Genomic DNA, 26,143 nt, shown 5'->3' with positions numbered 1-26,143 from the left:
GCTCCATGCGGCGCCCGTTGCTCGGCCCTTCGCTCGGCTCCCTGGTCGTTTCGTCGATCGGCGTGCTCGCGCTCGCCTCCTGCGTGCGCTCGTCGGCCGATGCCTCCGTTCCACCGCCGATCGTGGCTGCGATCCCACCGCTCGCGGCCGCCTCGAGCATTGGGGCCGAGCCGTCGAGCACGAGGCCCTGTGCCACCGCGACCTGCGAGGCCCCCACCGTGCTGCTTCGCGACGCGCGGCTCATCGATGGCACGGGGGCCGCTCCCCGCGAGCACGTCGACGTGCTGGTGGAGCGGGGAAGGATCGCCCAGATCGGCCCCGGTCTTCCACCGCCCCAAGGAGCGCAGGTCATCGAGCTGCACGGACGCACGCTGCTCCCCGGTCTCATCGACGCCCACGTCCACCTGAGCGCGTCACCGCCGGCGAGCTACGCCCAGGGGGTGGTCGACGACCTCGGCCGCACGCTCGCCGATCATGCGCTCCTGGGCGCCAGCAATGCCCGGGCCACGCTGCTGGCCGGCTTCACCACCGTGCGCAACGTGGGGGGCTCGCTGGCCGACCGCGCGCTGCGAGACGCGATCGCCAACGGCCTGGTGCCCGGGCCGCGCATGCTGGTCGCCAACCACGCCATCGGCATCACCGGCGGCCACTGCGACGACACCAACGCGATGCATCCCGACGTGATGCCGCAGGCCCAGGACTACCGCCACGGCGTGGCCGATGGGCCCGAGGAGGTGCGCAAGGCGGTGCGGTACCAGATCAAGCACGGTGCCGACGTGATCAAGGTGTGCGCCACGGGGGGCGTGATGTCGCAGGGCGACGCGGTCGGGGCTGCGCAGCTCGACCCGCAGGAGCTGCGCGCCGCCGTGGATGCGGCCAACCGAGCCGAGCGCAAGGTGGCCGCCCATGCCCACGGCAACCAGGGGATCCGCGAGGCGGTGGAGGCCGGGGTCCACAGCATCGAGCACGGCAGCATCCTCGACGAGCCGAGCGTGCGCATGATGGTCGAGCGCGGCACGTTCCTGGTGCCCACGGTCTACGTGGCCAAGGCCGTCGAGCGGCAGGCGGACGCGGGCAAGCTCTCGGAGGACTCCGCCCGCAAGGCGCGGGAGATCGCCCCCAAGATGCGCCGCAGCTTTCGGCTGGCCTACGAGGGCGGGGTGAAGATCGCCCTGGGCAGCGACGCAGGGGTCTTCGCCCACGGCGACAACGGCAAGGAGCTGACCACCATGGTGGAGCTGGGCATGACGCCGATGGACGCGATCGTGGCCGGGACCTCGCGCGCCGCGGAGCTGCTGGGCCTTCGCGACGTGGGCCGGGTGGAGGAGGGCCTGCATGCCGACCTGGTGGTGGTGGAGGGCGATCCGCTCGCGAACATCGAGGTGCTCGAGCGCCCTGCGATGGTGATGAAGGGCGGGGTGATCTACCTGGAACCCGCGTGGGACTAGCGCTTGGCGGCTCCGCCTGCCCAGGGCTCGCCCACGATCACCGGCTCGGGCTGCAGCTCGATGCCAAAGCGCTCGCGCACCCTCGCGGTGATCTCGTCGGCGAATGCCAGCAGCTCCCCAGTTCGGCCGCCGCCGTGGTGCACCAGCGCCAGCGCGTGCCGACTGGAGATCCCGACCGCACCGCGGCGATCGCCCTTGCGAAAGCCCGCGGCCTCGATGAGCCATGCCGCGGGGAGCTTCACTCTTCCGTCCTCGGTGGGATGGCGCGGCACCGCATCGGCGCGATCGACCACGCCCTCGCGCACCACCTGCTCGACCAGCGCCTCGACCTGCGAAGGCGCCACCACGGGGTTGGTGAAGAACGAGCCCGCGCTTCGAGAATTGGGATCGTCCGCATCGAGCACCATCGACTTGCTGCGTCGCAGCGCGAGCACGTGCTCTCGCACGCGTGCGAGCGATGGCCGGCCGCCTTGCTCGAGCGAGCGCCGAAGCTCGGCGTAGCGCAGGGTGGCGTCGCCGCCGGGACGTAGCTGGAGCTCGACCGCGAGCACCACCGCCGCTTCGGGGTCGCGCTTGAAGGCGCTGTCGCGGTAGCCGAACGCGCACGACGACGGGGTCAGCACCCGACGTTGGCCGGCTCGCCGGTCCCACACGTGCACGGCGGTGATCACCTCGGAGATCTCCTGGCCGTAGGCCCCCACGTTCTGAATCGGGGTTGCGCCGGCCAAGCCCGGGATCCCGGAGAGGCACTCGACACCCGCCAGACCTTCTTGGATTGTTTGGGCCACGACCTCGTCCCAGGGCTCGCCCGCCGCGACCATCACCCTACCCGTGGGCCGATCGATGACTAGCCCACGTAGCCCAATTTGAATCACCACACCTTCCCAGCCACCATCGCGCACCACGAGGTTGGAACCTCCACCGAGTATCAACACGGGAAGCGCATCGCTCGCGGCCCAACGAAGCGCCTCGATCAACTCGTGCTCGTCGCTGACGCCGATCAGGTGTCGCGCGCAGCCCCCAAGCCGTAGGGTCGTGAGAGGCGCAAGGGGTGCCTGGTGCTGCACATCGAGCACCGGCGCAGGCTAGCAGTTTCGCGATCTTCGGTGGATCGTGTCGGATCGACACGGTGGAACGAGGCGAATCGACTCATGCGCACACGAGATTCCGACGGGCCGTTCATTGGGCTTGCATGAGGAGTGTCCCAGATCGGAACCCTCACGTCGGCGGGTTTCCCGGGCCGACCGACTCGAGGAGATCGTCACCCGATGGCGATCGAGATCGGTAACGACGTTCGATTCGCGACCCAGGCGGCGGACCTTGTGTGGTACGGTGTCAGTGTGGTGAATGGCGAACCGGCAGAAGAGGGAAACCGGGGCGAAAAGCCCGGGGCAGCCAACCATAACTCGTTGAAGGAGGCCATCGTTCAGGCCGCCATCGAGCTCGGTACTGAGCTCGGAGAGGAAGGCCTTACGATGCGCGGGATCGCAGCCCGTCTGGGCGTCAGCGCCACCGCGTTGTACCAGCACTTCGAGGGGAAGGCTTCGATCCTCCGGGCCATTCGCTTCCATGGCCTCGCGCTGATGAACCGGTCCGTCGCGCCGGCGTTCGACCACACCGATCCGCTCGATCAGATCCGCGAGTCGGCGCTGGCCTACATCAACTTCGCACGCTCCAATCCTTGGCTCTACTCGCTGCTGTTCGGCGGCGACCTCGTCGACTACGACTCGCTCACCGACGAGGAGCGCGAGGTCCTGCTGTACCCGCAGGTGAAGGTGCAGAGCGCGTTCCAGGTCGGCAAGGAGCAGGGCAAGCTCCGCGTCGACATCGACGTGGCAACGTCTCCGTTCCTGCTGTGGGCCTCCAATCACGGCCTGGCAATGCTGCTCATCACCGGTCGCGTCAGCGAGCAGCACCCCAACTTCCCCGTGCCGAGCGTCGAGGAGTTCATCCGCAGCTTCGTGCAGAGCGAGATGCGGGGGCTGACCCCCTGCGAGAGCTGAGGGGCTGAGCGGCTGGTCGTTTCGCGGTAGAACGCCCACGCCGTGGCCGAAGCCTTCGACAACCCGCTCGAGCGCTACCAGATCATGGACCCGCTGGGTCGTGGAGGTAGCGGGCACACGTTCCGTGCGGTCGATCGAGCCACGTCGCAGCAGGTCGCCATCAAGGTGCTGTCGCTGCGCGACGTGGGCGGCGACTGGAAGCGCTTCGATCTGTTCGAGCGCGAGGTGGCGGTGCTTCGAACCCTCGATCACCCGGGGATCCCCCGCTTCCTCGACAGCTACTCGAGCGAGGGCACGGGCGACTTCTTTTTGGTGATGGAGCTTTGCGACGGCCGGTCGCTGCGGCAGCACCTCGCAGAGGGCAAGCGGCTGTCGGCGGCCAGGCTTCGCGCTCTATTGGACCAGGGGCTGACGATCCTCGAGTACCTGCACGGGCTTTCGCCGCCGGTGATCCATCGCGACATCAAGCCGGCCAACCTCGTGCTCGACGTCGAGGGTCGGCTGCGCCTGGTGGACTTCGGTGGGGTCAAGCGAGCGGCGCACCAGGACGGCGGGACCACGGTGATCGGCACGTTCGGCTACATGGCACCCGAGCAGCTCCACGGCGAGGCCGGTCCGGCGACCGACCTCTACGCGCTCGGGGCCACCATCGTGGCCCTGCACGCGGGGACCGAGGCCGACCAGCTGCCGCACGACGGCCTGCGCATCGACCTCGCGGCGCTGTCGCTGCCGCCGCCGCTCGAGCCGGTGCTGCGGCACATGCTCGAGCCCGATCCCAGGGAGCGCGTGCGCAGCGTGGCCGAGGTACGACGGCTGCTGGACGCACCAGCGCGCGAGCGAAGGCCGACCCCGGTGTCGCCGACGCGGATGGTGGAGCCGCCAGTGGCCGAGCCGCCCACGACCGCGCTGGCGGTCACCTCGGGGCTGCGATCGCTGGCCCGCGTGCCCGCGCCGCTGTCGGTGTTGGTGTGGCTGTTGTCGGCGATCGGCGCGGGCGGCCTGACCGTGTTCCAGGTGGTCTTGCTCCCGCTCATCGTCGCGATCGCCCGGCAGTTCAGCCGCAACGAGCCGGCGACGGAGCGGGCCCGGCTCGAGGGCAACCTCGCGCAGCTCGAGGCAACGGTGGGCGAGGCGCGTCGCTCGCTGTCGTACGTGGCGAAGGAGACGCATCCCATTCGGGACGAGCGCTAGGCCGGCTCCGCCGGACTGTCTTTGGCGGCCCCTTCGGGAGCGTCGCCTATCTTCCGAGCCCGACCGCTCGCTTGACGTCGACGAGCACCTTGGACGCGATCTCTCGTGCCCGCTCCGCGCCGCGGTCGAGCACGCCGTCGAGGTAGGTCGGATCGTCCATGATCTCCTTCCAGCGCTGCTGAAGCGGCTCGAGCTCGGCGAGCACTACGTCGGCCACGGCCATCTTGAGGTGGCCGTAGCCCTGTCCGTCGAAGGTCGCCTCGATCTCCTCGCGGGGCTTGCCCGTGATGGCCCGATAGATGGTCAGCAGGTTCAGCACGCCGGGGCTGGCGTCTTCGAACCGCGCCACGTTGCCCGAGTCGGTCACGGCGCGACCGAACGCCTTGCGGATCGCCTTGGGCGAGTCGAGCAGGCCGATGGCGTGGCCCTTGACCTTCTCGCCCACGCTCTTGCTCATCTTGGCGGTGGGATCGTCGAGGCCCATCACCCGCGCGCCGACCTCCCGGATCATCACGTCGGGCACGGTGAGCGTCTCGCCGAACAGCTGGTTGAAGCGCTGGGCCACGTCGCGCGCGAGCTCGATGTGCTGCTTCTGGTCCTGACCCACGGGCACCTGGTCGGCCTGGTAGAGCACGATGTCGGCCGCCTGCAGCACCGGATAGGTGAGCAGGCCGGTGCCAACGCTCTCGCGCTGGTCGGACTTGGTCTTGAACTGGGTCATGCGATGGAGCCACCCCAGCGGAGTCACGCAGCCCAGCACCCAGGCCAGCTCGGCGTGCTCGTGGACCTCGCTCTGCACGAAGATGGTGGAGCGCTCAGGATCGATGCCGGACGCGAGATAGAGCGCGCAGACCTCACGGGTCTTCCGACGCAGCTCGTCGGGTCGCACGACCTCGGGGATCGTCAGCGCATGCAGGTCGACCACGCAGAACAAGCACTCGTAGCCGTCTTGCTGCTCGCGCCACACCGACAGCGCCCCAAGGTAGTTGCCCAGGTGGATCCGACCCGTGGGCTGCACGCCCGACAGGATGCGCGGCTTTTCCTTGCTGGTGGCGCTGGCCATGCACGAGGGCGCCTATCACCGGGTCTCGGCCAGCGTCAAGAGCACCGCCGGGGCGGCGGGCCACCGCACGCCGACGCCCGAGCGCCGACGCCAGAGCCACCGTCAATCGTCGCGAGAGGCGCTGCCGGGCTCGGCTTCGATCTCCGAGACGAGCAGGCGTCGCATGCTGACGTCGAGGTCTCCCTGGACCACCCGCATGATGCTGAGGAACTCGCCGCTGCCCACCCGCAACCGGCTCATCAACGCGGCCCGGGTCTCGCGCAAGAGCGACTTGCGTGCCTTCTCGATCCAACGAAAGGCGGTGGTGCGATGCACCCGATAGATCGCACCCACCTGATCGATGTTGAGGCCGTGGATCACCTGGTGGCGCAGCAGGTTGCGCTCGCGTGGGGTGAGGCTGCCGAACGCCGACTGCAGCGCGTCCTTGAACTCGCTCTTGTACACCCGCTGGATGTAGTCGAGCTCGGGATCCTCGTTGGGCGCGGGCATGGCCCCGAGCATCTCCGTCTCCACCGAGATCTCCTTGCCCGCGTTCTTGCTGCGCACGATGTCCACGATCATGCGCAGCGCGGTCACCCGCACCCAGCTGCGAAGATCGCCGCGTCCGGCGTAGTCGGCGATCTTGGGCGGCCGCTCGCCGCGGGGCACGAACAGCTTGTCGCGCAGCAGCTGGCGGAACTCGTCCTTGCCGAGGTTGACGTTGCCCGAGCGCGCGATCGCGAGGTCGATGTCGCGGCCGTACTCGGCATCGAACAGGGCCAGCGCGCGATCCCGCCCGGCCGGGCTGGCGCAGGCGCAGGCGAGGTAGAGATCGCCCGCGCGCAGCGAGGCCAGCGAGCCGGGGTCGGTCTTGGTCCCGGCCACCCGCGCCACGTGAGCCACGAGCTCCTCGGAGGACACCCCGAGCGGGCCGCGGGCCTCCACGGCAGCATGGGCCATCGCCTCGAGCGCCTCGTCGAGCTCGGCATGCGTGGCATGGGCCTCCCGCACCGACTCGTCGAGGGCGGTGACGAACGCCTGGCGCAGGGAGGCCGTCATCGGGGGTACGGTACCAGCCCGCGCCGCCCGCGGACGAGCCCGGGGTTGGACTCACATTGGGCCGTCATCCGGCCCCTGGGCTCGCGAGTGCGTGCTCGTCGCCATCTCGGCGCTCGTGCGCCCGACGGTGGTGGAGCGGGGCTCATTGCTCGGCCTCGTCGGTGTGTCCGAGCCTTGCCCGCAACGAGGCCACGGCCTCACGGTAGCGAACGACGCGAGGATGCTCGTCGCCGAGGTGGCGACGGGCCAGCTCGAGCGCCCGGCTGCGATGCTCCAGGGCGGCGTCGAGCTGACCCAGGGCTTCCTCGACATTCGAGAGGTTGTTCAGCGGACCGGCGACATCGAGGCCGTCCTCGCCATAGACCTTGCTCAGGATCGCGAGCGCCTGCTCGCCATGGGCCTTGGACTCGTCCATCCGACCCAGGTGCTGGAGGGTCGCGGCCATGTTCATGTGCGAGACCCCGATCTCGGGGTGACCGGGATCGAGGTTGGCCTCGCGGATCTCGAGCGCCTGCTGCTGCAGCCGGCCTGCCTCTTCGTAGTCGCCGCGCTCCGACAGCGAGGTGGCCAGGTTGTCGACCACGGTGGCCGTGAGCGGGTGCTGCGTGCCGTACTCGTGCGTCACGTGCCTGCGCGCGCGTCGGAAGGCATCGACCGCCTCGTCCCGCCGGCCGCGGGCGGCCATCAGCTGGCCCAGGGTCGACATGGCGGCACCCAGGCTGTGGTGCTCCTTGCCCATCGCGGCCTCGCGGATCTCCACCGACCGCTCCAGCGAGTGCTCGGCCTGGTCGAGCCGACCGTGGTTGAGCCTCGCCACCGCCAGGGCATGATGGAGCTGGGCCTCGAGCTCGGGGAGGGGACCCAGGGCCTCGAGGGAGGCCAGGCCATGCGCAGCCCAGCGCTCGGGTTCTTCCGCGGGCCGCCCTGGATCGCTGGTGATCCACACCAGACCCTCGGCCGCCTGCGCGATCGCCTGTGCATGGCCTGCCGCCAGCGCGGCCGACAGGGCATGGTGATAGGTGGCCTCGGCCTCGGGATACCGCCCTCCCCGCTCGAAGGTGGTGGCCAAGAGCACCAGCGCCTCGGCCTCGAGCGGCCGATAGCCGAGCGCGACCGCACCGTCGGCCACCTCGCGACAGAGCGCTTCGACCTGGTCGAGCTTCATCGCCTCGCGCAGCACGCCGGCCTCGGCCAGCTTGCGCTCGAGCTGGGCCACCTCCGCGCGCTCCCTGGGCGAGTCGGGGGGCGCGGGCATGGCCTGGGTGAGCGCATCGAGATCCTCGCAGGGTTCGAGCCGCGCAAGACCCCGGGCCGCGTCCACCGCCCCTTCCACCACCGCGGCATCGGCATGGGCGAGCACGTCGACCACCGTCCGCAGCCCATCGAGGCGGCGCTCGAGGCAGTGCATGCGCAGGGCGAGCACGGCCTGCGGCTGCTCGCCGCGCACCTGATCCTGGCATGCGGCCGCCTGCATGCCGGTCCATCGCGCGGCGTAGTCGTCGAGCCGGCGGCTGGTGGCGGCCAGCGCATCCTCGGCGTAGGCCCGCCCGGTGGCTCGAAAGGCGCTGGTCACCGCCTCGCGGCGCGCATCGTCCCAGACCCCCTCGAGCTGGGCCTCGACGTGATCGCAGTAGCTGCTCTCGCCGCCCCGAACCTGCGAGACCACGATCCCACCGACCAGCAGCAGCCCCGCCGGGAGCATCACCGCGGCGCTGCGTCGCCACCGACGCGACGGGTCGTGGTGCAGCGCGTGCAGCAGCTCGTCCATGGTCTCGAAGCGCTGCTCGGGCTCGGTGGCCAGCCCGCGAAACAGCGCCCGACGCACGCGTCGCGGCACGGCCACGTTGCGGGGCGCCGGGGCGTACGAGCCCGAGCTGACGTTGCTGGCCAGCTCGGCGAAGCTCTTGCCGCGAAACGGTCGCTTGCCGTAGAGGCCCTCGTAGAGCGCCACGCAGAAGCTGAACTGATCGGTCCGCGGCCCCGGGCGCCCGCCCGCGAGCTGCTCCGGGGCCATGTAGGCCGGCGTGCCCACCACCGCCCCGGTCTGGGTGAGCGACGCGGTGAGCACCTGCATGCTGGGGATCTCGCCCACCGCCGAGAACGCATCGGTCTTGCCCGCCGCGGGCCGGGCCAGGCCGAAGTCGGTCACCAGCACGCGACCGTCGCGCCCCAGGAGCACGTTGTCGGGCTTGAAGTCGCGGTGCACCAGCCCCACCGCATGGGCTGCCGCCAGCCCGCGCCCGGCGGCCAGGAACACGTCGAGCACCGCTCGCCAGCTTCGCGCGGAGCCGGTGTGGGCCTTGAGCCAGTCGCCCAGCGTCTGGCCCTCGATGAACTCCATGGCCAGGAACACCTGGCCCTCGAACGTGCCCACGTCGTGCACCGTGATCACGTTGGGATGGGAGAGCTTGGCCATCGCCTGGGCCTCTCGCATCAGGCGCTCGCCCTGCTTGTCGCCGTGGCTGCTGCGACGGCGCAGGACCTTGAGCGCCACCTTGCGATCGAGCTCGGGGTCGAAGGCCGCGTACACCACCCCCATGCCCCCGGCCCCCACGCGATCGAGGACCACGTAGCGACCGAGCTTGGCGCCCTGCGGCAGCATGGCCCCGGGCTCGTCGAGGATCTCGCCCGCGGCGTGGGTGATGGCCGACGGGCTGAAGGCGCCATCGGTGTCCAGCATCCCCACGTCGTCGGCGATCAGATCGGACCTCGACGAGCGATCCGGGCCCGAGTCGGGCTCGGGCAGATCGGGCCCCTCGTCGGTGAACAGCCGCGCCATCTCGGCCACGACCAGCGAGCACGTCTCGCACTCGTCGAGGTGGGCCTCGAGCGCTGCCCGCTCGGGCTTGGGGAGCTCACCGCGCACGAAGTCGACGATGACGTTCTCTTCGGGGCACTCCATCATCGGGCCGAGCCAGCGGGCCTCGCACGGGATCGTCGCACGGGACGGGAATGGCAGCGAGGGGCCGAGCCAGCGGCAAGGCCCCCTCGCTCGTCAGTCGAACTTGCCGAACGCGCCGAGATCCTCGAAGGCCTGCACCAGGCGCGCCGCCATGCCCTTCTCGCCCAGGTGGACCCACGCGCGCGGGTCGATGACCTTCTTGTTGGGCTTGTCGTCGCCCTCGGGGTTGCCGATCTGCGACTGCAGGTAGGCGCTCTTGTCGTCCATGTACTTCTTGATCGGGTGACAGAACGCCCACTGCGTGTCGGTATCGATGTTCATCTTCACCACGCCGTAGGAGACCGCCTCGCGGATCTCCTCGGGCGACGAGCCCGAGCCGCCGTGGAACACGAAGTGCACGGGCTTTTGGTCGGACCCACCCCCGAGCCCACCCCCGAGCCCACCCCCGAGTTTGGCAGCGATCGCCTCCTGCGAGCGCGCGAGGATCTCGGGCCGCAGCTTGACGTTGCCCGGCTTGTACACGCCATGGGTGTTGCCGAACGAGGCGGCCACCGTGAACTTGCCCACCGGCTGCAGGGTCTCGTAGGCCTGCAGCACCTCGGACGGCTGGGTGTAGAGCTTGGCGTTGTCGACGTCGGTGTTGTCGACCCCGTCCTCCTCGCCGCCGGTCACCCCCAGCTCGATCTCGAGGGTCATGCCGATCTTGGTCATGCGCGCGAGCGTGGCGCGACAGATCTCGAGGTTCTCGTCGAGCGGCTCCTCGCTCAGATCGAGCATGTGCGAGCTGAACAGCGGCTCGCCGTGCTGCTGGTGGAATGCCTCGCCGGCCGCGATCATGCCTTCGACCCAGGGCAAGAGCTTCTTGGCCGCGTGATCGGTGTGCAGCACCACCGCCACGCCGTAGGCCTCGGCCATCGAGCGCACGTAGTGGGCTGCCGCCACCGCACCGGCGATCTCGGCCCGGTTGCCTTCGTTGGGCAGCCACTTGCCGCCGAAGAAGTGCGCCCCTCCATTGGACAGCTGGATGATGACCGGAGCCCTCGCCTCCCGAGCCGCCCACATCGCCGCGTTGGCGCTGTGCGACCCGATGACGTTGACGGCCGGCAGCGCACACTCGCGATCCTGACAGTAGTCGAACAGATCGGTGAGCGCGGTGCCCGTGACGATGCCCGGCTTGAGCTTGAAAGCGGCCATGCGGGTACGTCTACCAAGCCCCAGGGTCCGCGGGCGCCCGGCCCACGACACGGGCGTGTGAGGAAGCGCGGCCGGCTGGGGCCGACGCGTGGGCGGCTCGTCGTCCGGGACGCGGTGGCGGAACGGAAAGTGCCGATGTCACGGAGGACCGGGGAGGCGGCACGGCCTCACAGCTCGTGGCCCACGTAGACCTTCACCTCTGGGTGCTGCTCCACGAACGCGCGCAGGCGCTGCAGCACCTCGGCATTGAGCGCGTGGTCACCACTGGTGAACTTGCCCGGCTCCACCCCGTGCTCCCAGCCCCAGCGCGTGTGCGAGGAGTCGCCCACGAACAACGCGGGGCCCTCGGCCGCGTTGACCAGCCACGCCATGCTGCCCTTGGTGTGACCCTCGCAGAGGATCCCCCAGATCGAGCCGTCGCCCAGCAGATCGATCACCGCGGGGAACGGGTCGAGCGCGATCATGGTCGCGGGGTCGAGCTCCCGCACCGGATCGCGCCCGTCGAACAATCGCCGGTGGGTCGGTCGCAGCAGACCATTGAGCTTGCGGCGATCGGACAGCTCGCCAGGACCCACGTAGATCGGAACCTCCGGTGCGAGGTCGGGCAGGCCCAGGATGTGATCGACGTGCGAGTGGGTCAGCAGCACCCCGCGGACCTCCAGCTCCTCGCGGGCCACGATCGCGGCCAGCGGCTCGAGCGGCTCCATGGACTTGGTGAACGAGCGCAGCAGGCCTCGCACCGCGCCGTCACGGTCGCCCTGGGCCAGCGCGGTGTCGACCCCGGTATCGACGATGAAGTCGCCCGCGTCGGGATGCCGGATCACCCCCACGTGCAGCACGATGGGGATCGTCTCGTTCTTCAGGCCCGCTTCCTTGGCCACCGGGTGCCGCAGGTTCACCAGACCCTTGCGCTTGGCCTCCCAGCGTGCGGAGACCACGGTCCGGACCTCGAGGTCGACGGGCGCATCGAGCACCTCGTCCCAGCTCTTGGGGGTCGAAGCCGCGGCGGGAGGCGCGTGGGGCTCGGTGGGGTGCGAGGTGACGCGGCACGCGGGGAGGACTACGAGCCCGATCGCGGCGAGGCCGATCGCAGCAATGCAGGGGTCGAGGCGGCGAGCGGCGCGGGGGCGGGCAGCGGCAGCGGGCACGGGCGGCGACGGTAGCACGGGTTCTTCACGAGGAGACCCTGGCGTGGCGCTCGGACGAGCCCTCGTCGAGGCGCTCGCCGGTCACGATGGCCTTGGCCATCTTCAGCAAGTACCGCAGGCCCTTGGTGCCCGAGGTGTCCCAGTACGCCCCCTCGATCGGGACGAAGCGGATGGCCACCAGCTCGGGATCGTCGAGCCCGTCGGGGAACCACGCCTTGGCCGCAGGCGACCATAGCTCGATGAGTCGCTCGCGCTCGCGAATCACCGAGGCCATCCCGCTCAGGCTCGCGTAACGACCCTCGCCCTGCAGGGTGATCGCCGCTCGGATGTCCTCCGTGAGGTCTTCGGCCTGGGTCGACTCGCGGGAGGTCAGAAACCACATCTCACCATCGTCGCACAGCTCGGCGATGCGCATGGGTCGGGCCCGAATCATGTCGTCCTCGCTCGTGGTCACGAGCATGGCGGTGCCGAACCGGCCCACGATCTCGCTCAGTTTCTGTTGCTCGTCTCGTTCGGCGGTCATCTTGGGGGGCTACCACCTCGCCGGAGCCACGCAACCGGCCAGCGCGGCCACGATGCTCAGCGCCGCCACGCGCCTGCGCGATGTGCTCTGATCCCCCGCCGTCGCAGGCCCGTGAGCACCCGGCTCACCCCGACTCGGCCGCCGCGTAGAGCCCCGCCAGATCGTGCCACCGCTCGTGGTCGGCATCGACGGCCCGCGCGGGCTTCTTGCGCACGAACAGCCGCCGCATCATCGTCGCGCCCCGGCGGTTGGGCCACGCGGTCACCTTCTGGTCGAGCTCGCGCCGCAGGCCACTGGCCGAGCGCACGGTGCCCCAGCGGCACTCGCCCAGATCGGCCCAGCCATCGTCGCGCACACCCACCACGTCGATCTGCACCTTCTTGTCCCAGTACTCGCCGATGTCGAACCCGGCCGAGATCCCCTCGGCTCGGTAGAGGACCGGCAAGGCCTCGCGGCACAGGCGTTCGAAGCACAGCCCCTCGTAGGCCGGCAGCTCGGGGGCGATGCGCTCGCGAAACGCACGGCGCGGCCCCACCTGCTGGATGAAGCTCTGGTTGGGAAACACGAACCGAAACCAAAAGCGCAGCAGGGGATCCTCGAGCACGTAGCGCACCGTTCGCTTGGGCACGGCCGCTCCCGTCAGCGGGTGACGACGGGCGAGGTAGCCCAGCTCGTCGAGCTGCGCGATGTAGTAGTGCAGGCTTCGCTCGGGCAACCCGGTGTGCGCCGCGATCTCGGCCGCGGTGCGGCTTCCTGCCGCCAGCGCGCGCAGCACCGCGTAGTACCCGTCGATCTCGCGCAGCTCTTCGCGCAGCAGGAACTCGGGCTCGCGCGAGAGCGCCGAGAATTCGTCGAGGATCTGATCCTCGATGTTGTGCTCCACCGAGCGCGACGGATCGAAGCGCCGCAGATAGGCCGGGATGCCGCCGCACACGAAGTAGGCCCGGGCACGCTCCGAGAGCGACCAGCCGGGGTGGAAGCCCGCGGCCTCGTGGTAGGCGAACGGCCGCAGCTTGATCTGGCTCGTGCGCCGCCCGAACAGCGGGCTCTTGCGGCCGAGCACCTCGCGCTCCATGAAGCCCACGAACGAGCCGCACAGCACGAGCACGAGGTTGCCCGCGTCGCGCCAGTGCAGATCCCACAGCTCCTGCAGCACGCTGGGCAGCTCGGGGCTCGCTCCCGCCATCCACTGGAACTCGTCGAGGATGAGGATCAGCTTGCCCGGTCCGCGCCAGCGCGAGACGATGGCCGACAGCGCCTCCTTCCACGAGGTGGTGTGCAGCATGGCCAGCAGCGGCTCGTCGAGCACGCGCGCGGCCTCCTGCAAGAGCTCGCGCAGCTGCAGGGGCGCCGCCGCGGTCTTGCCCATGAAGTAGAGGCCACCCGGGTGATCGCTGAGCGAGTGCAGCAGCAGCTCGGTCTTGCCCACCCGACGGCGACCGTAGACGACCACGAATTCCGAGATCTGCGAGCGGTAGGCCTGCTGCAGGTGACGCAGCTCGGCGGCACGACCCACGAAATCGTCGTCGTCGAACACTGACAAGTCGTAACTTGCCTAGTCGTGACTTGTCAAGTCATGACTCGGCAAGTCGTGACCCGACAAACCACGCGGAAGTCGCGCCACCTCGGCTCGTGCTTCCCTTCCGCCATGCGCACGCTGGATCAGCTCGCCCACACCCTGGCCCAGCTCGATGGCCGCGGCTACCCCAGCTACAAGCAGGTGAGCGGCCCCTGGGGCGACGCCGACCTGATGCTCGCCCTCGACCACGTGCAGGGCGATCCCTTCGCCACCCCCTCGCGGCTGCGCGTTCGGCTGTCTCCGGCGATCCACGAGCTGCCGCGCGAGCTGTACGCCACCGCGACCCGTCGCATGGCCCTGTGCGACTTCCTGCTGCGGCGCTTTGCGGGCGCGGTGTCGGGGGCCACCGATCGCCATGGCAGCGGCAAGTCGGGCGAGATCTGGGTCGATGCCGGTGACGCCGAGATCCTGCTGCGCTCGGGCTGCGCGTTCGTGGGCGACGACCTCGAGCTGCGCTTGCGCGTGGGCCTGCCCGCGCAGGGCCGCCGCATCCTGGGTCGTCGGGCCGCCCGCCTGCTCACCGACGAGCTGCCCGCCGCCGCCCGGCGCGTCGCCTGGTCGCACGTCGACCAGGCCGCCGCCCAGCGCTTCGTCGAACTGGCCGAGGACCACGCGTACGTGCAGTCGCTGCTGCCCGAGCGCGGCCTGGTGGCGTTCGTCCGCGACGGCGCGCTCCTCCCCCGCGCCTCGGGGGTGTCCTCTCGACCGCTGCGCAACGCGGTGCCCTTCGAAAGCCCACCCTCGTTGCGCGTGACCCTGCCCACCCTGCACCACGGCGACGTCACCGGCATGGGCCTACCCGTGGGCGTCACCCTGATCACCGGCGGCGGCTTCCACGGCAAGACCACGCTGCTCGAGGCGATCTGTCACGGCATCGACCCGCACGTGCCGGGCGACGGCCGCGAGTGGGTGGTGACCTCGCCCGACGCCGTGGAGCTCCGCTCCGAGGACGGCCGCAGCGTGGTCGGCGTGGACCTGCGCCCGTTCATTGCAGACCTCCCCGGCGATCATGGTACCGAGCGCTTCTCCACTCCCGACGCCTCGGGCTCCACCAGCCTGGCGGCCTCGATCATGGAGGCGCTCGAGCTGGGCGCCACCGCGCTGTTGCTCGACGAGGACGGCTGCGCCACCAACCTGCTGATCCGCGACGCTCGCATGCAGGCACTGGTGGCTCGCGAGACGATCACCCCGCTCATCGATCGCGTGCGCCAGCTCCACGGGCAGGCGGGCGTGTCCACCGTGCTGGTGGTGGGCGGCAGCGGCGACTACCTCGAGGTGGCCGACACCGTGATCCTGATGCAGGACTACCGCCCGCTCGAGGTGACGGCACGGGCCAGGGAGGTGGCCGCCGCTCACCCCACCGGTCGGGCCGTGCTGCCACCCCGCGGGGAGATCGTGCCCACGCCTCGACATCCTCGGCTGCGCTCGTTCGACCCGCGCCGCGGTCAGCGAACCAAGGTACGGGCCCGGGGCCTGCGCGAGCTGCAGCTCGGCGAGCAGACCATCGATCTGGGCGCGCTCGAGCAGCTCTGCGACGACAGCCAGGCGCGGGGCATCGGCGCGCTGCTGTCCTGGCTGCACGCGCACGGTCGCGCGGGGGCCTCGCTGCGCGCGCTGGTCGACCAGGCCCTGGAGGCCGCGCAGGAGCACGGCCTCTACGCCATCGATCCCCTGCCCGAGCTGGCCGGGGTGCGCCGCCACGAGCTGGCGGCGGCCATCAATCGCCTGCGGAGCCTCGAGCTGGAGTAGCCAGCCCTGTCCACCCGCTCCGCCTGCTCACCCACACCGCCTGTCCACCCGCCCCCCTGCTCACTCGCCTCGCCTGGGCGCTTGTGCCGCCTGAACACTTTTGCAGAAAATTGGACTGGCCCCCCGGTACTGATCGAATGTGGGGTCACCATGATGCGAACCCCTGATTTCGCCGCCCTGGAGCTCTTGCGTGCGCTCTTCGATCTGGCCGAGGCGGACATCCGGCCCTCCGTAGACTTGCTGGAGCGTCTGCTGGATCTCGATGTCTCCCAGTCGCATGCGCTCGTTACGCAGCTCCGACGCGCCAAGCTGGTGCAGCAGGACCGGCTGGGCCTGACCATGGCCGGGTTGGCCGTGGCGGCCTCGATGCCCGAGACCGAGCCTCGGCCCATGCGGTCGCCCCTTCCGGCCCTGTGCGCCGCCTGAGCCACCGCGCTCACCGTCACGGCAGGCAGGCCTCGAAGCGCTGATACTGCTGCGACGCCCCCTGGGGCACGCCGGCGTTCAGGAAGATCACCGACGAGAGCGGCCCCCCGAAGTCGCCGCACGCATCGTCGGAGCCTTCGGCGATCGGGGTCCACGTGACCTCGTCCTGCGAGAACTCGAAGCGAACCTCGCCATCGGTGAGCACGCGGAGCTGCAAGGTGACCGGCAGGGTGGTCAGGTCCTCGCTCGCGATCGACGTCCCCGCTTGCATCGGAACGTTCCAGACGAAGGCGCCCACCGTCTCGGCGGTCGTGAAGATCTGCAGCTCGCACGTGCCGTTGCCAAGGGCGAGCCCCGCGTTGGCCTTGGGCTCACCGATCTCGTCGAGCCGGACCCTCGCCCATCCCCCGGCCACCACGCCGAGCTCGGTGGTCACGTAGGTCGCAGCCTGATTCATGCCGTTGGGGAGCGTGAGCAGCAGCTGGCCTCCGTCCACCGTCACGCTGCCTCCGGCCGTCGTCGTCTCGACCCACCTGCGGTCGAGCGCCGTGCCGTCGAACTCGTCCACGATCACCTGGCTGCAGCCGTCGGTGGAGCCTCCGCTGGAATCGGCCGACTCGGCCGACTCCGTCGGTGCGGTCGAACCTTCGTCGACCATCACCGTGGCCGATGCATCGGTCGCGCTGCTCGAGCTCGGGCCGCTCTCGCCAACGGTGGTCGAGCCCTCCGTACCACCGTGCTCGACGCAAGCGTTGGCCACTCCGGCTGGCGCTGCGTCGCCAAAGCGCTGACCCGAGGGGCAGTCCTCGTCGGGAAAGCTGCAGTAGCCGTTGCCCTGACACACGCCGGTCGCTGCGCCCGACTGACACTCGTCGTCGCTGGCGCACGCAAAGGCGGCGCCGCAGCTCGCGGTCACCGAGCCGAGCGCCCCCAAGGTGAACCCGAACACGATCCAGCCCTGACGCATGCAGCTCCATCATCGCCCACCTCACGGCCCGATGGGTACCGCGCACGCTACGCGACGCATGGACGCGGGCGGGGGCGACGTGCGACAGTGAAGCCCATAATGGGGGTGATCATGAGTAATGCACGCGTGCGGTGGGTTGGGTTGGGAGCCGCGCTGCTCGTGGCGGCCTGCGGCGGTGGCAGCGAAGGCGAGGAGACCGGCGTACCCCCCTGGACGACCACGGGGCTCACCTCTCAGCTCACCCAGTCGACCACCAACGTCACCGAGGGCGACGACATGGCCGACGAGACGGCGGGCAAGCTCGACGTGGGTGGAACGGACCTCGGGGGCAACGGCGGTGACTGCCCCGGCGGGGGCGGGATGATGGGCGGCGACGTGGAGTTCAGCTACATCTGGATCGCCAACTCGCCCCAGGGCACGGTCTCGAAGATCGACACCATGTCCGGCATCGAGGTGGCGCGCTACGCCACCGGCCCCGCCACCCAGGCCGAGCCCTCGCGCACCTCGGTCAACCTCTACGGCGACGTGGCGGTGAGCAACCGCGGCTCGCAGGGCGGCGGCGGCGGAGGTGTGACCAAGATCGCGGCGCGCCTCGAAGACTGCACCGACCTCAACGGCAACGGCACGATCGAGACCTCGAGCGGTCCCACCGACGTGCTGCCGTGGGGCACCGACGAGTGCGTGAAGTGGAACCTGCCGATCCCCTCCGATTCCTATGAGCACGGCGCCCGCCCGACCGCATGGGAGGGCTCGATCTCGCAGAACGGCTGCGCCTCGCCCAACCCGCGGCTGTGGGTGGGCTGGTACGACCATCCGACCCAGGGCGTGTTCCACCGCATCGACGGTGCCAGCGGCACCATCCAGGACACGGTCAACGTGCCCTGGAACGGGCTCAACTACGGGCCCTACGGCGGCGCGGTCAACAAGGAGGGCGACCTGTGGGTCATCGGCTGGCAGCTCGGCCCGCTCATCCGCATCGATGGCAGCACGCTCGCGGTGCAGAGCGTCCCCATGCCGTCACCACCGGCCGATCAGCAGTGGTCGTATGGCATGTCGCTCGACCAGTACGGCAACCCCTGGGTGGCCAGCGCGGGGGCGGCCGCCATGTACGACGTGGCCGCGGGACAGTGGCAGTTCATCAGCACGGGCAACCTGTCCATGCGCGGGGTCATGGTCGACGTGGAGGATCGGGCGTGGTTCGCGGTCGACTACTCGGGCTCGGGCGGCTGTGGCCTGGGCCTGGTCGACGTGGCCACCAAGACGCTGATGGCCCCCGCCATCACCCTGCCCGGCTGCTTCACCCCGGTGGGCGTGAGCATCGACGTGGAGGGCTACGTGTGGGTGGTGGACCAGGCCGCCAACCAGGCGTTCAAGGTCGATCCCGACACCTATCAGGTACAGCTGGCCGTCTCGGGGTTGGTCGCGCCCTACACCTACTCGGACATGACCGGCGCAGGGCTGAACCTGGTGGTCAACCCACCCGCGGGTTGACGCCGATCCCGTGCCCGGGCGAACCCGGGTGGCCAACCGTTGGCCGCCCTTTGGCCAACCGGTTGGCCACTGCGTGCTCGACGCGCGCGCAACGTCGCGAGATCACGAGGTCGAGCGATCGGCACGACTCTCGCTGATCGATCGCGGCATGAACGGCCGAACCGGTGACGATCATCAGCTCTCGCTTCCCATCGAGCCACGAACGGCGGACGTGTTCGCCCATGCATGGCCCGCGATGCCCGAACCCGTCCGCGACGTGCTCGTGTTCCTGCGCTGTCCCCAATGCCAGCAGCGCAAGACCGTGCTGGTGCCGCGGGCGAGCCGACGCCAGCTCCGGCTCGAGCGCATGCTGCCCGCACTGCCGCTGCGGCACTGGGTGTTCTCGCTCGGCGAGTCGGCGCAGCCCCGGCTGGCGGCCGAGCCTCGCGTGCGCACGCGGGTGGCCCGGGCCTGCGTGGCCGCAACGTTCGACTGCCTGCGACGCGTGGCCGCTCGGCACGGTGTACCCGGGCCCCTGCGCTGCGGAGCCGTGAGCGCGATCCATCGCGTGGGGGCGACGCTCGAGGCCAACGTGCACGTGCACGCGCTGGTGCTCGATGGCGTGCACGCCTGGACTCCGAACGGTGCGCTCGCCTTCCACCCGCTGCCCGCTCCACGCGCTCGGGATCTGCAACGTACGCTGGCCGAACTGCGCGGCACCCTCGATGGCCTCCTTGCCCGCATCACCCCTCGCCCCACGATCATGCGCACGTCCACCCCGAGGGCGCATCGCGTGGCACGGTCCGCTTCGAACCGTCCCCTCGTGCGTCCGGTGCTCGATCCCGCTACCGATGTGCTGATCCAGCGCCATGGCGAGCTCGACGTACGAGCCGGGCCCACGGTGGCCGCGGACGATCGAGCCCTGCGAGACCGGCTGTGTCGCTACGTGGCGCGAGCCCCCTTCGATCCCTCCGCGGTCGAGCCCGGCCCGCGCGGACGCCTGCACTATCGAATGCACCATCCGTTCGCCGATGGTTCGACCCACGTGGAGCTCTCGCCCGAGGTCCTGGCCGAGCGACTGGCCGCGCTGGCCGAGGGCGAGCTGCGGCCACCGATCGCCTTCCACGGCGTGCTGGCAGCCGCCGCGGCCGCCAAGGCCGCGGGCACGGGGCCGAGCCGACAGCTCGCGCTGCTCGAGCTGCCGCCTCGCGGCGGGCGCTCGCGCTCGCGCCCGCCGTCGCTACGGTGCCCCCGCTGTCGGAGTCCGATGGAGGTCGTGGGCGTCGAGCCCGCGTTGGCCCTTCGGGTGGCCTGAAACAGGACGACCGCAGCTCTTCCCAGCAACGGTAGAGGCCCGCACGGCTCTTGGGATTCCTCACGGAGCCGTGATCCTCCGAAGTTTTGCCATGGTCGTGGCCTGTACGACCATCATCCCTGCCCGAGGTCGAGCCCAGGACCTTCGTCGCCCCCCAGACGGCATGCGTCAACGCGTACGGCAGGTCCTCGTGATCGCCCTTCCGATCATCGGAGGGATGACATCACAGAACATCCTCAACCTGGTCGATACGGCGATGGTGGGGAGCCTGGGTGACGAGGCGCTCGCGGCCGTGGGGACGGGAAGCTTCGCCAACTTCCTGGCGATGGCCTTCATCACCGGCCTGTCGGCTGGGGTGCAGACGATCGCCTCGCGGCGCATGGGCGAGGGCCGCGACGCGGAGACGGCGGTCTCGCTCAACGGCGCGCTGCTCATCGCGCTGCTCATCGGCCTGCCGCTGTCGATCGTGCTGCTGCAGCTGGTGCCCTACGTGTTCCCCGTGCTCAACCCCGACCCCGCGGTGGTGGAGCAGGGCGTGCCCTATCTGCAAGCGCGCGTGCTGGCCATGGTCGCGGTCGGCATGAACTTCTCGTTCCGCGGCTACTGGAACGGGGTCAATCTCTCGCAGCTCTACCTGCGCACGCTGCTGGTGATGCATGCGGCCAACATCCTGCTGAACTGGGTGTTGATCTTCGGCCACCTGGGCGCGCCGGCCATGGGGGCCGTGGGTGCGGGCGTGGCCTCGGCCATCGCCACCTACGTGGGCACCGGGTACTACTTCCTCCTCGGCCTTCGGCACGCCCGCAAGGGCGGATTCCTGCGCAAGCTGCCCGACGCGGACGGCATGCGCACCATCGGGCGCCTGGCCCTGCCCAACGCGTTCCAGCAGCTGTTCTTTGCCGCGGGCTTCAACGTGCTGTTTTGGATCATCGCGCACACCGACGTGGCCGACCAGGCGCATGCCACCGCCGAGGTGGCCGCGGCCAACGTGGTGCTCAACGTGACCCTCGTGTCCGTGCTCCCCGGCCTGGGCCTGGGCCTGGCCGCCGCCTCGCTGGTGGGCCAGGCCCTCGGCCGCAGCGATCCCGAGGACGCCAAGGCGTGGGGCTGGGACGTGGTCAGGATCGGCGCCGCGGTGATGACGGTGCTGGGCCTGCCCATGCTGCTCTTCCCCGATCTGATCCTGGGGGTGTTCCTGCACGAGGCCGACACCCTCGAGCTCGCCCGGGGCCCGCTGCGGCTGGTCGGCGCCACCATCGGTGTGGATGCGGTGGGCATGGTGTTGATGAACGCGCTCATCGGCGCCGGGGCCAGCCGTGCCTCGATGGTGGTGTCGATTGCCACCCAGTGGCTCCTGTTCCTCCCGGTGGCCTACCTGCTGGGGCCCGGGCTGGGACTGGGCCTCATGGCGATCTGGACCGCGCAGGTGAGCTACCGTGGGCTCACGGCGTTGATCTTCGCGCACCTGTGGAAGCAGGGGCGCTGGATGAGCATCAAGGTGTAGCCCGCGATATCCTCCCGCCATGTCTCGCGTTCGCGGCTCGGTGGTGGTCGGGGCTTGGGTGCTCGGGGCTTGGGTGATGCCCGGAGCTTGCGTCATGATGGCCGCGTGCGGCCCCACCGTGGAGCTCGACACCGACTCGGGCACGGAAGGGACCACCCAGGGCTCGGCCGATGCGTCCGCCTCCGCCGACGAGACCACGACCCCGCCCTCGGGGCCGTGCGGGGAGAACGACACCGAGCTGATCGGTGGTGGCCCGCCTGGGCCTTCGGGCTATCCTCCGCCGTGCAATCCCCAGCAGGAGCCGGGCATCAACGGCTACCGCTGCTGCTCCGATGATCCCGCGGCGGTCGGCGGGGCGCTGCCCGCCTACCAGGGCAAGGGGATCGATGGCGACGTGCCCTACTTCTCCGAGATCAACAACGACCTCTCGCAATTCGGCCAGTGCGTGCGCGTGGGCGATCTGCAGGGCCAGGGCCTGCTCGCGGGTGGGGTCGAGGGCTGTCCCATCCCGTGCAACCCCACCTGGTCGGCCGACGAGGTCCAGACCGTCTGCGGCGCCTCGCGGGTGTGCTGTCAGACGGTGGAGCTGCAGGCCGACGACTGCGTGCAGGACTCGACGACCGGGCTGTTCCGCCCCGTCACGGGCGACGACATCGGCGTGCTGACCCAGTGGCGCCCCGTCGATCACGACACCCATCAGGATCCCAACGGCAGCGCCTGCCTCGCCCTGGCCGGAGGCGACGTCAGCGGCAGCGCGTTCCAGGACTGCGTGCGCCAGCTGACCGTGGCCAACCAGCGCGGCTATTGCATGGCGCTCGGCCCCGGTCAGCTCTGTCCGCTGGAGAGCCCCGGCTACGTCGACGCCTGCGAGGCGCTCAACGGCGGCTGAGCAAAGGCATCCCCGCGCCGCCGATTCCGCGCGGGCCGTGCGCCCTGCTTGCCGACCCCTCACGACTGCGACACGCTTGGCTCCCCCATGCTTCGCCGAGGCCAGCGCTTGGGCAAGTACCGCATCCGCGGTCGCCTCGCGCAGGGCGGCTTTGCGGACGTCTACCGCGCTCACGACACGGTGGAGGGGGTCGACGTGGCGCTCAAGGTCCCGCTGCCCAGCAGCCTCACGCCCACGATGATGGATGCGTTTCGCCGCGAGGCACGGATGGCCGCGCAGCTCGATCACCCGTGCATCCTGCGGCTCAAGAACGCCGACAACACCGATGGTCACTTCATCATCTCGTATCCGCTCGGCAGCGGGTCGCTCGACGATCGGCTCGCGCGGCGGCTGGCGGTGCCGCTGGCGCTCTCGTTTGGCGAGCAGCTGCTGTCGGCGCTGGCCTACGCGCACGAGCAGCACGTGATCCACTGCGACGTGAAGCCCGAGAACCTGATCCTGTTCGGCGAGGATCGCCTGCGGCTGGCCGACTTCGGGCTGGCCAAGGTGGCCGCGAGCACCATTGCCGCCTCGGCCTCGGGCACGATCGGCTTCATGGCCCCCGAGCAGGCCCTGGGCCGCCCCTCGGCGCGCTCCGACGTATTCTCGGCCGGCCTGGTCATCTATCGCATGCTCACCGGCGTGCTCCCCGAGTGGCCCTACGACTGGCCGCCCCCTGGCCACGACAAGCTCATGCGCATCGCCCCCGAGCTGTCCGAGGTGCTGCAGCGCGCGATCCAGGTCGACGCGCGCCGCCGCTATCGCGATGCCGGCCAGCTGCTCACCGCCTACCGCAAGGCAGAGCGCAAGGTGCTGCGGCGTCGCAAGGCCAAGTCCGAGGCCGCCGCCGAGCGCAACCGGAGCCTCCGCGACTGGCGATCGGTCCGGCTGCGACAGCTTCGCGGCATGCTCGACGGGCGGCTGGCGCTCACGCACACCTGCGGCGCCTGCCAGCAGCCAGTCGACGAGCGCATGCACGTGTGTCCCTGGTGCGGGGCCGATCCGCTCGGCCTCCAGGGCGAGACCACCTTCCCGGCCCAGTGCCCCCGCTGCGAGCGAGGCATCAAGCTCGACTGGAGCTACTGCGCGTGGTGCTACGGCCCCAAGGTCGGCCCGCAGTCCAGCCGACGCTTCACCGATCGACGCTACGCGGCCGCCTGCGGCTCGTGCGGGGGCAAGCTGATTCCGTTCTCGCGCTACTGCCCCTGGTGCCACGTGCGCGTGCGCGTGCGCTGGCCGCTGGTCAAGACGGCCCGCCGCTGCACCAAGTGCGAGCAGCCGGTGCTGCCGGGGTTCTGGGCGCACTGCCCCTGGTGCGGCGACGGGCTGCGCGAGCGAGGCCGCCAGCGATGAACGACCCGAGAGCCGAGCGCATCACCGGCGTGCTCGCCCCGAGCGTGGTGCAGATGGAGGGGGCCTTTGGCACGGTGGTGGCCCACGCCGAGCCGGCGCCCGATCGCGGCCCCAGCGACGCGTGCCAGGATGCCGTGGCCGTGATCCCCACCCCGCAGGCCCTGGTGCTCGCGGTGGCCGACGGCGTGGGCGGTACGCGGGGCGGAGCCGAGGCCTCGCAGCTCGCGATCGATGCGCTCCACGATGCCCTCGCCTCGATCACCAGCGACGACGAGAACGCGGTGCGCGGTGCGATCCTCGATGCGTTCGAGCGCGCCGATGCGGCCGCCCAGGCCACGCCCGCCGTGGGCAGCACCACCCTGCTCGTCGTGGAGATCCAGGGCGGCGTGCTGCGAACGTACAACACCGGCGACTCCGAGGCGGTGATCGTGGGCGGGCGAGGCAAGCTCAAGCTTCGCACCGTTGCCCACTCGCCGGTCGGCTACCAGGTGGCCGCGGGGGTGCTCGACCCCGCCGAGGCCCTTCACCACGACATGCGGCACTACATCACCAACGTGGTGGGCGACGGCAAGATGCGCATCGACGTGGGCCCCAGCTACACGATGGCCGATCACGACACCCTGCTGATGGCGAGCGACGGGCTGTTCGACAACGTGTCGCTCGAGGAGATCTCCATCATCTTGCAGCGTGGTCCGTTGACCGAGGCCACCCAGGTGCTGGTCGAGCTGGCGCGCCGACGCATGCAGTACCCCGAGCCCGGCGAGCCCAGCAAGCCGGACGATCTGTCACTGGTGCTCTACCGCCTGCCCCATCGCCAGTAGTCCTTCGCGGCCGCGATCGTGCTGGAGCGCGCAACAGCGTGTTGCAGGGCTCGGGCCCGCCCGCGCGCGGCTCGGGTGATAGGTTCACGTGCACCGTCATGCCCAACGTCGCCATCATCTACTACTCGTCCACGGGAACCAACGAAGCCACCGCCAGGGCCGTCGCCGAAGGGGCCGCAGCCGCCGGAGCCGAGGTGCGCGTGCGTCTGGTCGCCGAGACGGCCCCCGCGGCCGCGATCGATTCCAACCCCAAGTGGCGCGAGTTCGTCGACCGCACCGCCAAGGAGCCGCGCGCCACCGCCGACGATCTCTCGTGGGCCCACGCGATCGTGTTCGGCTGCCCGACCCGCTTCGGCAACGTGCCCTCCCAGCTCAAGCAGTTCGTCGACACGCTCGGTGGTCTGTGGTTCCAGGGCAAGCTGGCCAACAAGGTCTATGCCGGCTTCACCTCGGCCATGAACGCCCACGGCGGGCAGGAGAGCACCCTGCTGGCGCTCTACAACAGCATCTACCACTTCGGCGGCTACATCGTGACGCCCGGCTATACCGATCCCTCCGTGTTCGGTGCAGGCGGCAACCCCTACGGCGTGTCGGTGACCACCGGGCAGGCCGGCAACGGCCCCACCGAGGCCGACGTCGGCCATGCGAAGTACCTCGGCAAGCGCGTGACCGAGGTGGCGGCCAAGCTCGTGGGCTAGCGCCTGGACTGACGCCTGGGCTTGGGCTTGGGCGAGCTCGAACCCGAGCCCTGGGCCGGCGTGCGTCCGGCGATGAAGCGGCGCACGTGGTCCTCGACCACCAGGACGGGGGGACTCAGCGCCTCGTTGGTGCCGCGCACCAGCTCGAGCACCATCAGCGGCGCGAGCAGGCTCGCCACCGCCAGCAGCGGCGGCTCGGGCTCGAGCACCCCCTCTTGCTGGTAGCGGGCCAGCACGACGGCGACCGAGGCGATCACCCGCTGGGGGATCTCCACCACCTCGCGCAGCTCGGGCCAGCGCGGCAGCTCGGCCAGCAGCACCGGGATCAGCCGACCGCGGCGCTCGACGAGGCCCCGATAGAGCTCCACCACGCGACGCAGATCGGCGTGCACGTCACCCGAGTAGCGAGCCCCGCCTGCATCTTCGAACGCCGCGAGCTCGCGCACCATGGCCTCGCGCAGCAGGTTGGCCTTGGTGCCGAACTTGCGAAACAGCGTGACCTCGTTGACCTCGGCAACCGTCGCGATCTGGCGCGTGGTCGCGCCCGCGAACCCATGCTCGGCCACCGTGGCCACGGCGGCGTCGAGGATTCGGTCGTCGGAGATGAGCTTCGGCATCGGCGGGACGGTTCGGGGATCGCGGGAAGGAGCCCTGCGTCGACGGTGCCGGGAGCGTAGAGCCCCGCGGCGTTTGAAAGCAAGCGGGCGCTTTCAAACGCCACGGGGCCACGGCACTGCGCGTGTTCTCGTCGAGCCCCGCCAGCGACGACCGTGCCGACCGCCCATCGTGGATGCGGCGGGATGATCAGTGATGTACCGCGTGG

At 70.3% G+C, this 26,143-nt stretch carries 22 protein-coding genes; 12 read left to right on the top strand and 10 right to left on the bottom strand.

Translation table 11 applies throughout. The features are described from left to right. Positions 1-5 precede the first annotated feature (5 nt). Positions 6-1,448 carry a metal-dependent hydrolase family protein gene (locus tag OEB96_RS27215; RefSeq protein WP_266219671.1) on the top strand — a complete coding sequence of 481 codons (1,443 nt, stop codon included), beginning with the start codon at positions 6-8 and terminating at the stop codon, positions 1,446-1,448. Here the strand turns inward: OEB96_RS27215 and OEB96_RS27210 are convergent. Next, the gene (locus tag OEB96_RS27210) at positions 1,445-2,515 is read right to left on the bottom strand and encodes a UDP-N-acetylmuramate dehydrogenase (RefSeq protein ID WP_266219717.1); all 1,071 of its coding nucleotides are present in this window, start codon (positions 2,513-2,515) and stop codon (positions 1,445-1,447) included. The genes OEB96_RS27215 and OEB96_RS27210 overlap by 4 nt on opposite strands. A gap of 201 nt (positions 2,516-2,716) precedes the next feature. Between OEB96_RS27210 and OEB96_RS27205 the strand changes: the two genes are divergently transcribed. Next, entirely contained in the window at positions 2,717-3,451 is a 735-nt protein-coding gene (locus OEB96_RS27205; protein ID WP_266219670.1) for a TetR/AcrR family transcriptional regulator, read from the top strand. A 42-nt stretch (positions 3,452-3,493) separates the two neighbouring features. Further along, positions 3,494-4,642: a serine/threonine-protein kinase gene (locus OEB96_RS27200; protein ID WP_266219669.1), complete on the top strand. Its 1,149-nt coding sequence runs from the start codon at positions 3,494-3,496 to the stop codon at positions 4,640-4,642. 46 nt (positions 4,643-4,688) lie between these two features. On the opposite strand, the gene trpS is transcribed toward OEB96_RS27200, so the two are convergent. The 7 genes from trpS to OEB96_RS27165 all read right to left on the bottom strand — a co-directional run bounded on the left by trpS (position 4,689) and on the right by OEB96_RS27165 (position 14,047). Further along, a complete protein-coding gene (gene trpS, locus OEB96_RS27195) occupies positions 4,689-5,705 on the bottom strand; it encodes a tryptophan--tRNA ligase (protein WP_266219668.1) in 1,017 nt (338 codons plus the stop codon). A gap of 102 nt (positions 5,706-5,807) precedes the next feature. After that, positions 5,808-6,743, bottom strand: a complete 936-nt coding sequence (locus tag OEB96_RS27190; RefSeq protein ID WP_266219667.1) for a sigma-70 family RNA polymerase sigma factor — start codon at positions 6,741-6,743, stop codon at positions 5,808-5,810. 142 nt (positions 6,744-6,885) lie between these two features. Next, positions 6,886-9,648, bottom strand: a complete 2,763-nt coding sequence (locus tag OEB96_RS27185; RefSeq protein ID WP_266219666.1) for a protein kinase domain-containing protein — start codon at positions 9,646-9,648, stop codon at positions 6,886-6,888. Positions 9,649-9,738: 90 nt separating this feature from the next. After that, positions 9,739-10,839 carry a class II fructose-bisphosphate aldolase gene (fbaA, locus tag OEB96_RS27180; protein ID WP_266219665.1) on the bottom strand — a complete coding sequence of 367 codons (1,101 nt, stop codon included), beginning with the start codon at positions 10,837-10,839 and terminating at the stop codon, positions 9,739-9,741. Between the two features lie 167 nt (positions 10,840-11,006). After that, positions 11,007-11,987 carry an MBL fold metallo-hydrolase gene (locus OEB96_RS27175; RefSeq protein WP_266219664.1) on the bottom strand — a complete coding sequence of 327 codons (981 nt, stop codon included), beginning with the start codon at positions 11,985-11,987 and terminating at the stop codon, positions 11,007-11,009. A 25-nt stretch (positions 11,988-12,012) separates the two neighbouring features. Continuing rightward, positions 12,013-12,510, bottom strand: coding sequence for a pyridoxamine 5'-phosphate oxidase family protein (locus tag OEB96_RS27170; protein WP_266219663.1), 498 nt, complete (start codon positions 12,508-12,510; stop codon positions 12,013-12,015). Positions 12,511-12,634: 124 nt separating this feature from the next. Further along, positions 12,635-14,047, bottom strand: a complete 1,413-nt coding sequence (locus OEB96_RS27165; protein WP_266219662.1) for an ATP-binding protein — start codon at positions 14,045-14,047, stop codon at positions 12,635-12,637. Positions 14,048-14,158: 111 nt separating this feature from the next. Here OEB96_RS27165 and OEB96_RS27160 point away from each other — a divergent pair, with 111 nt between their 5' ends. Further along, complete coding sequence (locus OEB96_RS27160) at positions 14,159-15,838, top strand: ABC-ATPase domain-containing protein (protein WP_266219661.1); 1,680 nt, start codon at positions 14,159-14,161, stop codon at positions 15,836-15,838. Positions 15,839-15,988: 150 nt separating this feature from the next. Continuing rightward, positions 15,989-16,264: a hypothetical protein gene (locus tag OEB96_RS27155; protein WP_266219660.1), complete on the top strand. Its 276-nt coding sequence runs from the start codon at positions 15,989-15,991 to the stop codon at positions 16,262-16,264. A 16-nt stretch (positions 16,265-16,280) separates the two neighbouring features. Here the strand turns inward: OEB96_RS27155 and OEB96_RS27150 are convergent, their stop codons facing one another. Further along, positions 16,281-17,231, bottom strand: a complete 951-nt coding sequence (locus OEB96_RS27150) for a hypothetical protein (RefSeq protein WP_266219659.1) — start codon at positions 17,229-17,231, stop codon at positions 16,281-16,283. Positions 17,232-17,342: 111 nt separating this feature from the next. Between OEB96_RS27150 and OEB96_RS27145 the strand changes: the two genes are divergently transcribed. The 7 genes from OEB96_RS27145 to wrbA all read left to right on the top strand — a co-directional run bounded on the left by OEB96_RS27145 (position 17,343) and on the right by wrbA (position 25,320). Continuing rightward, positions 17,343-18,722: an NHL repeat-containing protein gene (locus OEB96_RS27145; protein ID WP_266219658.1), complete on the top strand. Its 1,380-nt coding sequence runs from the start codon at positions 17,343-17,345 to the stop codon at positions 18,720-18,722. A 148-nt stretch (positions 18,723-18,870) separates the two neighbouring features. Next, positions 18,871-20,016, top strand: coding sequence for a transposase (locus OEB96_RS27140; protein ID WP_266219657.1), 1,146 nt, complete (start codon positions 18,871-18,873; stop codon positions 20,014-20,016). A 91-nt stretch (positions 20,017-20,107) separates the two neighbouring features. Continuing rightward, positions 20,108-21,520, top strand: a complete 1,413-nt coding sequence (locus OEB96_RS27135) for an MATE family efflux transporter (protein WP_323137436.1) — start codon at positions 20,108-20,110, stop codon at positions 21,518-21,520. Between the two features lie 19 nt (positions 21,521-21,539). Continuing rightward, on the top strand, positions 21,540-22,409 hold the full coding sequence (locus OEB96_RS27130) for a hypothetical protein (protein ID WP_266219655.1): 870 nt from the start codon (positions 21,540-21,542) through the stop codon (positions 22,407-22,409). 87 nt (positions 22,410-22,496) lie between these two features. Further along, a complete protein-coding gene (locus OEB96_RS27125; protein ID WP_266219654.1) occupies positions 22,497-23,801 on the top strand; it encodes a serine/threonine-protein kinase in 1,305 nt (434 codons plus the stop codon). Then, positions 23,798-24,622 (top strand): PP2C family protein-serine/threonine phosphatase, encoded by an 825-nt coding sequence (locus tag OEB96_RS27120; protein WP_266219653.1) that lies wholly within the window; start codon positions 23,798-23,800, stop codon positions 24,620-24,622. Before OEB96_RS27125 ends, OEB96_RS27120 begins: the two co-directional genes overlap by 4 nt. A gap of 98 nt (positions 24,623-24,720) precedes the next feature. Further along, the gene (gene wrbA, locus OEB96_RS27115; RefSeq protein WP_266219652.1) at positions 24,721-25,320 is read left to right on the top strand and encodes an NAD(P)H:quinone oxidoreductase; all 600 of its coding nucleotides are present in this window, start codon (positions 24,721-24,723) and stop codon (positions 25,318-25,320) included. Here wrbA and OEB96_RS27110 read toward each other — a convergent pair. After that, positions 25,317-25,937 carry a TetR/AcrR family transcriptional regulator gene (locus tag OEB96_RS27110; RefSeq protein ID WP_266219651.1) on the bottom strand — a complete coding sequence of 207 codons (621 nt, stop codon included), beginning with the start codon at positions 25,935-25,937 and terminating at the stop codon, positions 25,317-25,319. The genes wrbA and OEB96_RS27110 overlap by 4 nt on opposite strands. Positions 25,938-26,143 lie beyond the last annotated feature (206 nt).

This window comes from Paraliomyxa miuraensis (genome assembly GCF_026337845.1).
Lineage (GTDB): Bacteria > Myxococcota_A > Polyangia > Nannocystales > Nannocystaceae > Paraliomyxa > Paraliomyxa miuraensis.
The sequence above is the reverse complement of the archived record's forward strand: the minus strand, read 5'-3'. Positions and strand labels throughout refer to the sequence as shown.

What these genes read in the sequence shown, in the direction of transcription:
- OEB96_RS27110 (WP_266219651.1), bottom strand. Translation starts at nt 25,937, where the DNA reads ATGCCGAAGCTCATCTCCGACGACCGAATCCTCGACGCCGCCGTGGCC.
- OEB96_RS27145 (WP_266219658.1), top strand. Translation starts at nt 17,343, where the DNA reads ATGAGTAATGCACGCGTGCGGTGGGTTGGGTTGGGAGCCGCGCTGCTC.
- OEB96_RS27215 (WP_266219671.1), top strand. Translation starts at nt 6, where the DNA reads ATGCGGCGCCCGTTGCTCGGCCCTTCGCTCGGCTCCCTGGTCGTTTCG.
- OEB96_RS27135 (WP_323137436.1), top strand. Translation starts at nt 20,108, where the DNA reads ATGGTCGTGGCCTGTACGACCATCATCCCTGCCCGAGGTCGAGCCCAG.
- OEB96_RS27190 (WP_266219667.1), bottom strand. Translation starts at nt 6,743, where the DNA reads ATGACGGCCTCCCTGCGCCAGGCGTTCGTCACCGCCCTCGACGAGTCG.
- OEB96_RS27130 (WP_266219655.1), top strand. Translation starts at nt 21,540, where the DNA reads ATGTCTCGCGTTCGCGGCTCGGTGGTGGTCGGGGCTTGGGTGCTCGGG.
- OEB96_RS27160 (WP_266219661.1), top strand. Translation starts at nt 14,159, where the DNA reads ATGCGCACGCTGGATCAGCTCGCCCACACCCTGGCCCAGCTCGATGGC.
- OEB96_RS27125 (WP_266219654.1), top strand. Translation starts at nt 22,497, where the DNA reads ATGCTTCGCCGAGGCCAGCGCTTGGGCAAGTACCGCATCCGCGGTCGC.
- OEB96_RS27185 (WP_266219666.1), bottom strand. Translation starts at nt 9,648, where the DNA reads ATGATGGAGTGCCCCGAAGAGAACGTCATCGTCGACTTCGTGCGCGGT.
- fbaA (WP_266219665.1), bottom strand. Translation starts at nt 10,839, where the DNA reads ATGGCCGCTTTCAAGCTCAAGCCGGGCATCGTCACGGGCACCGCGCTC.
- OEB96_RS27150 (WP_266219659.1), bottom strand. Translation starts at nt 17,231, where the DNA reads ATGCGTCAGGGCTGGATCGTGTTCGGGTTCACCTTGGGGGCGCTCGGC.
- wrbA (WP_266219652.1), top strand. Translation starts at nt 24,721, where the DNA reads ATGCCCAACGTCGCCATCATCTACTACTCGTCCACGGGAACCAACGAA.
- OEB96_RS27170 (WP_266219663.1), bottom strand. Translation starts at nt 12,510, where the DNA reads ATGACCGCCGAACGAGACGAGCAACAGAAACTGAGCGAGATCGTGGGC.
- OEB96_RS27205 (WP_266219670.1), top strand. Translation starts at nt 2,717, where the DNA reads ATGGCGATCGAGATCGGTAACGACGTTCGATTCGCGACCCAGGCGGCG.
- trpS (WP_266219668.1), bottom strand. Translation starts at nt 5,705, where the DNA reads ATGGCCAGCGCCACCAGCAAGGAAAAGCCGCGCATCCTGTCGGGCGTG.
- OEB96_RS27155 (WP_266219660.1), top strand. Translation starts at nt 15,989, where the DNA reads ATGATGCGAACCCCTGATTTCGCCGCCCTGGAGCTCTTGCGTGCGCTC.
- OEB96_RS27120 (WP_266219653.1), top strand. Translation starts at nt 23,798, where the DNA reads ATGAACGACCCGAGAGCCGAGCGCATCACCGGCGTGCTCGCCCCGAGC.
- OEB96_RS27140 (WP_266219657.1), top strand. Translation starts at nt 18,871, where the DNA reads ATGAACGGCCGAACCGGTGACGATCATCAGCTCTCGCTTCCCATCGAG.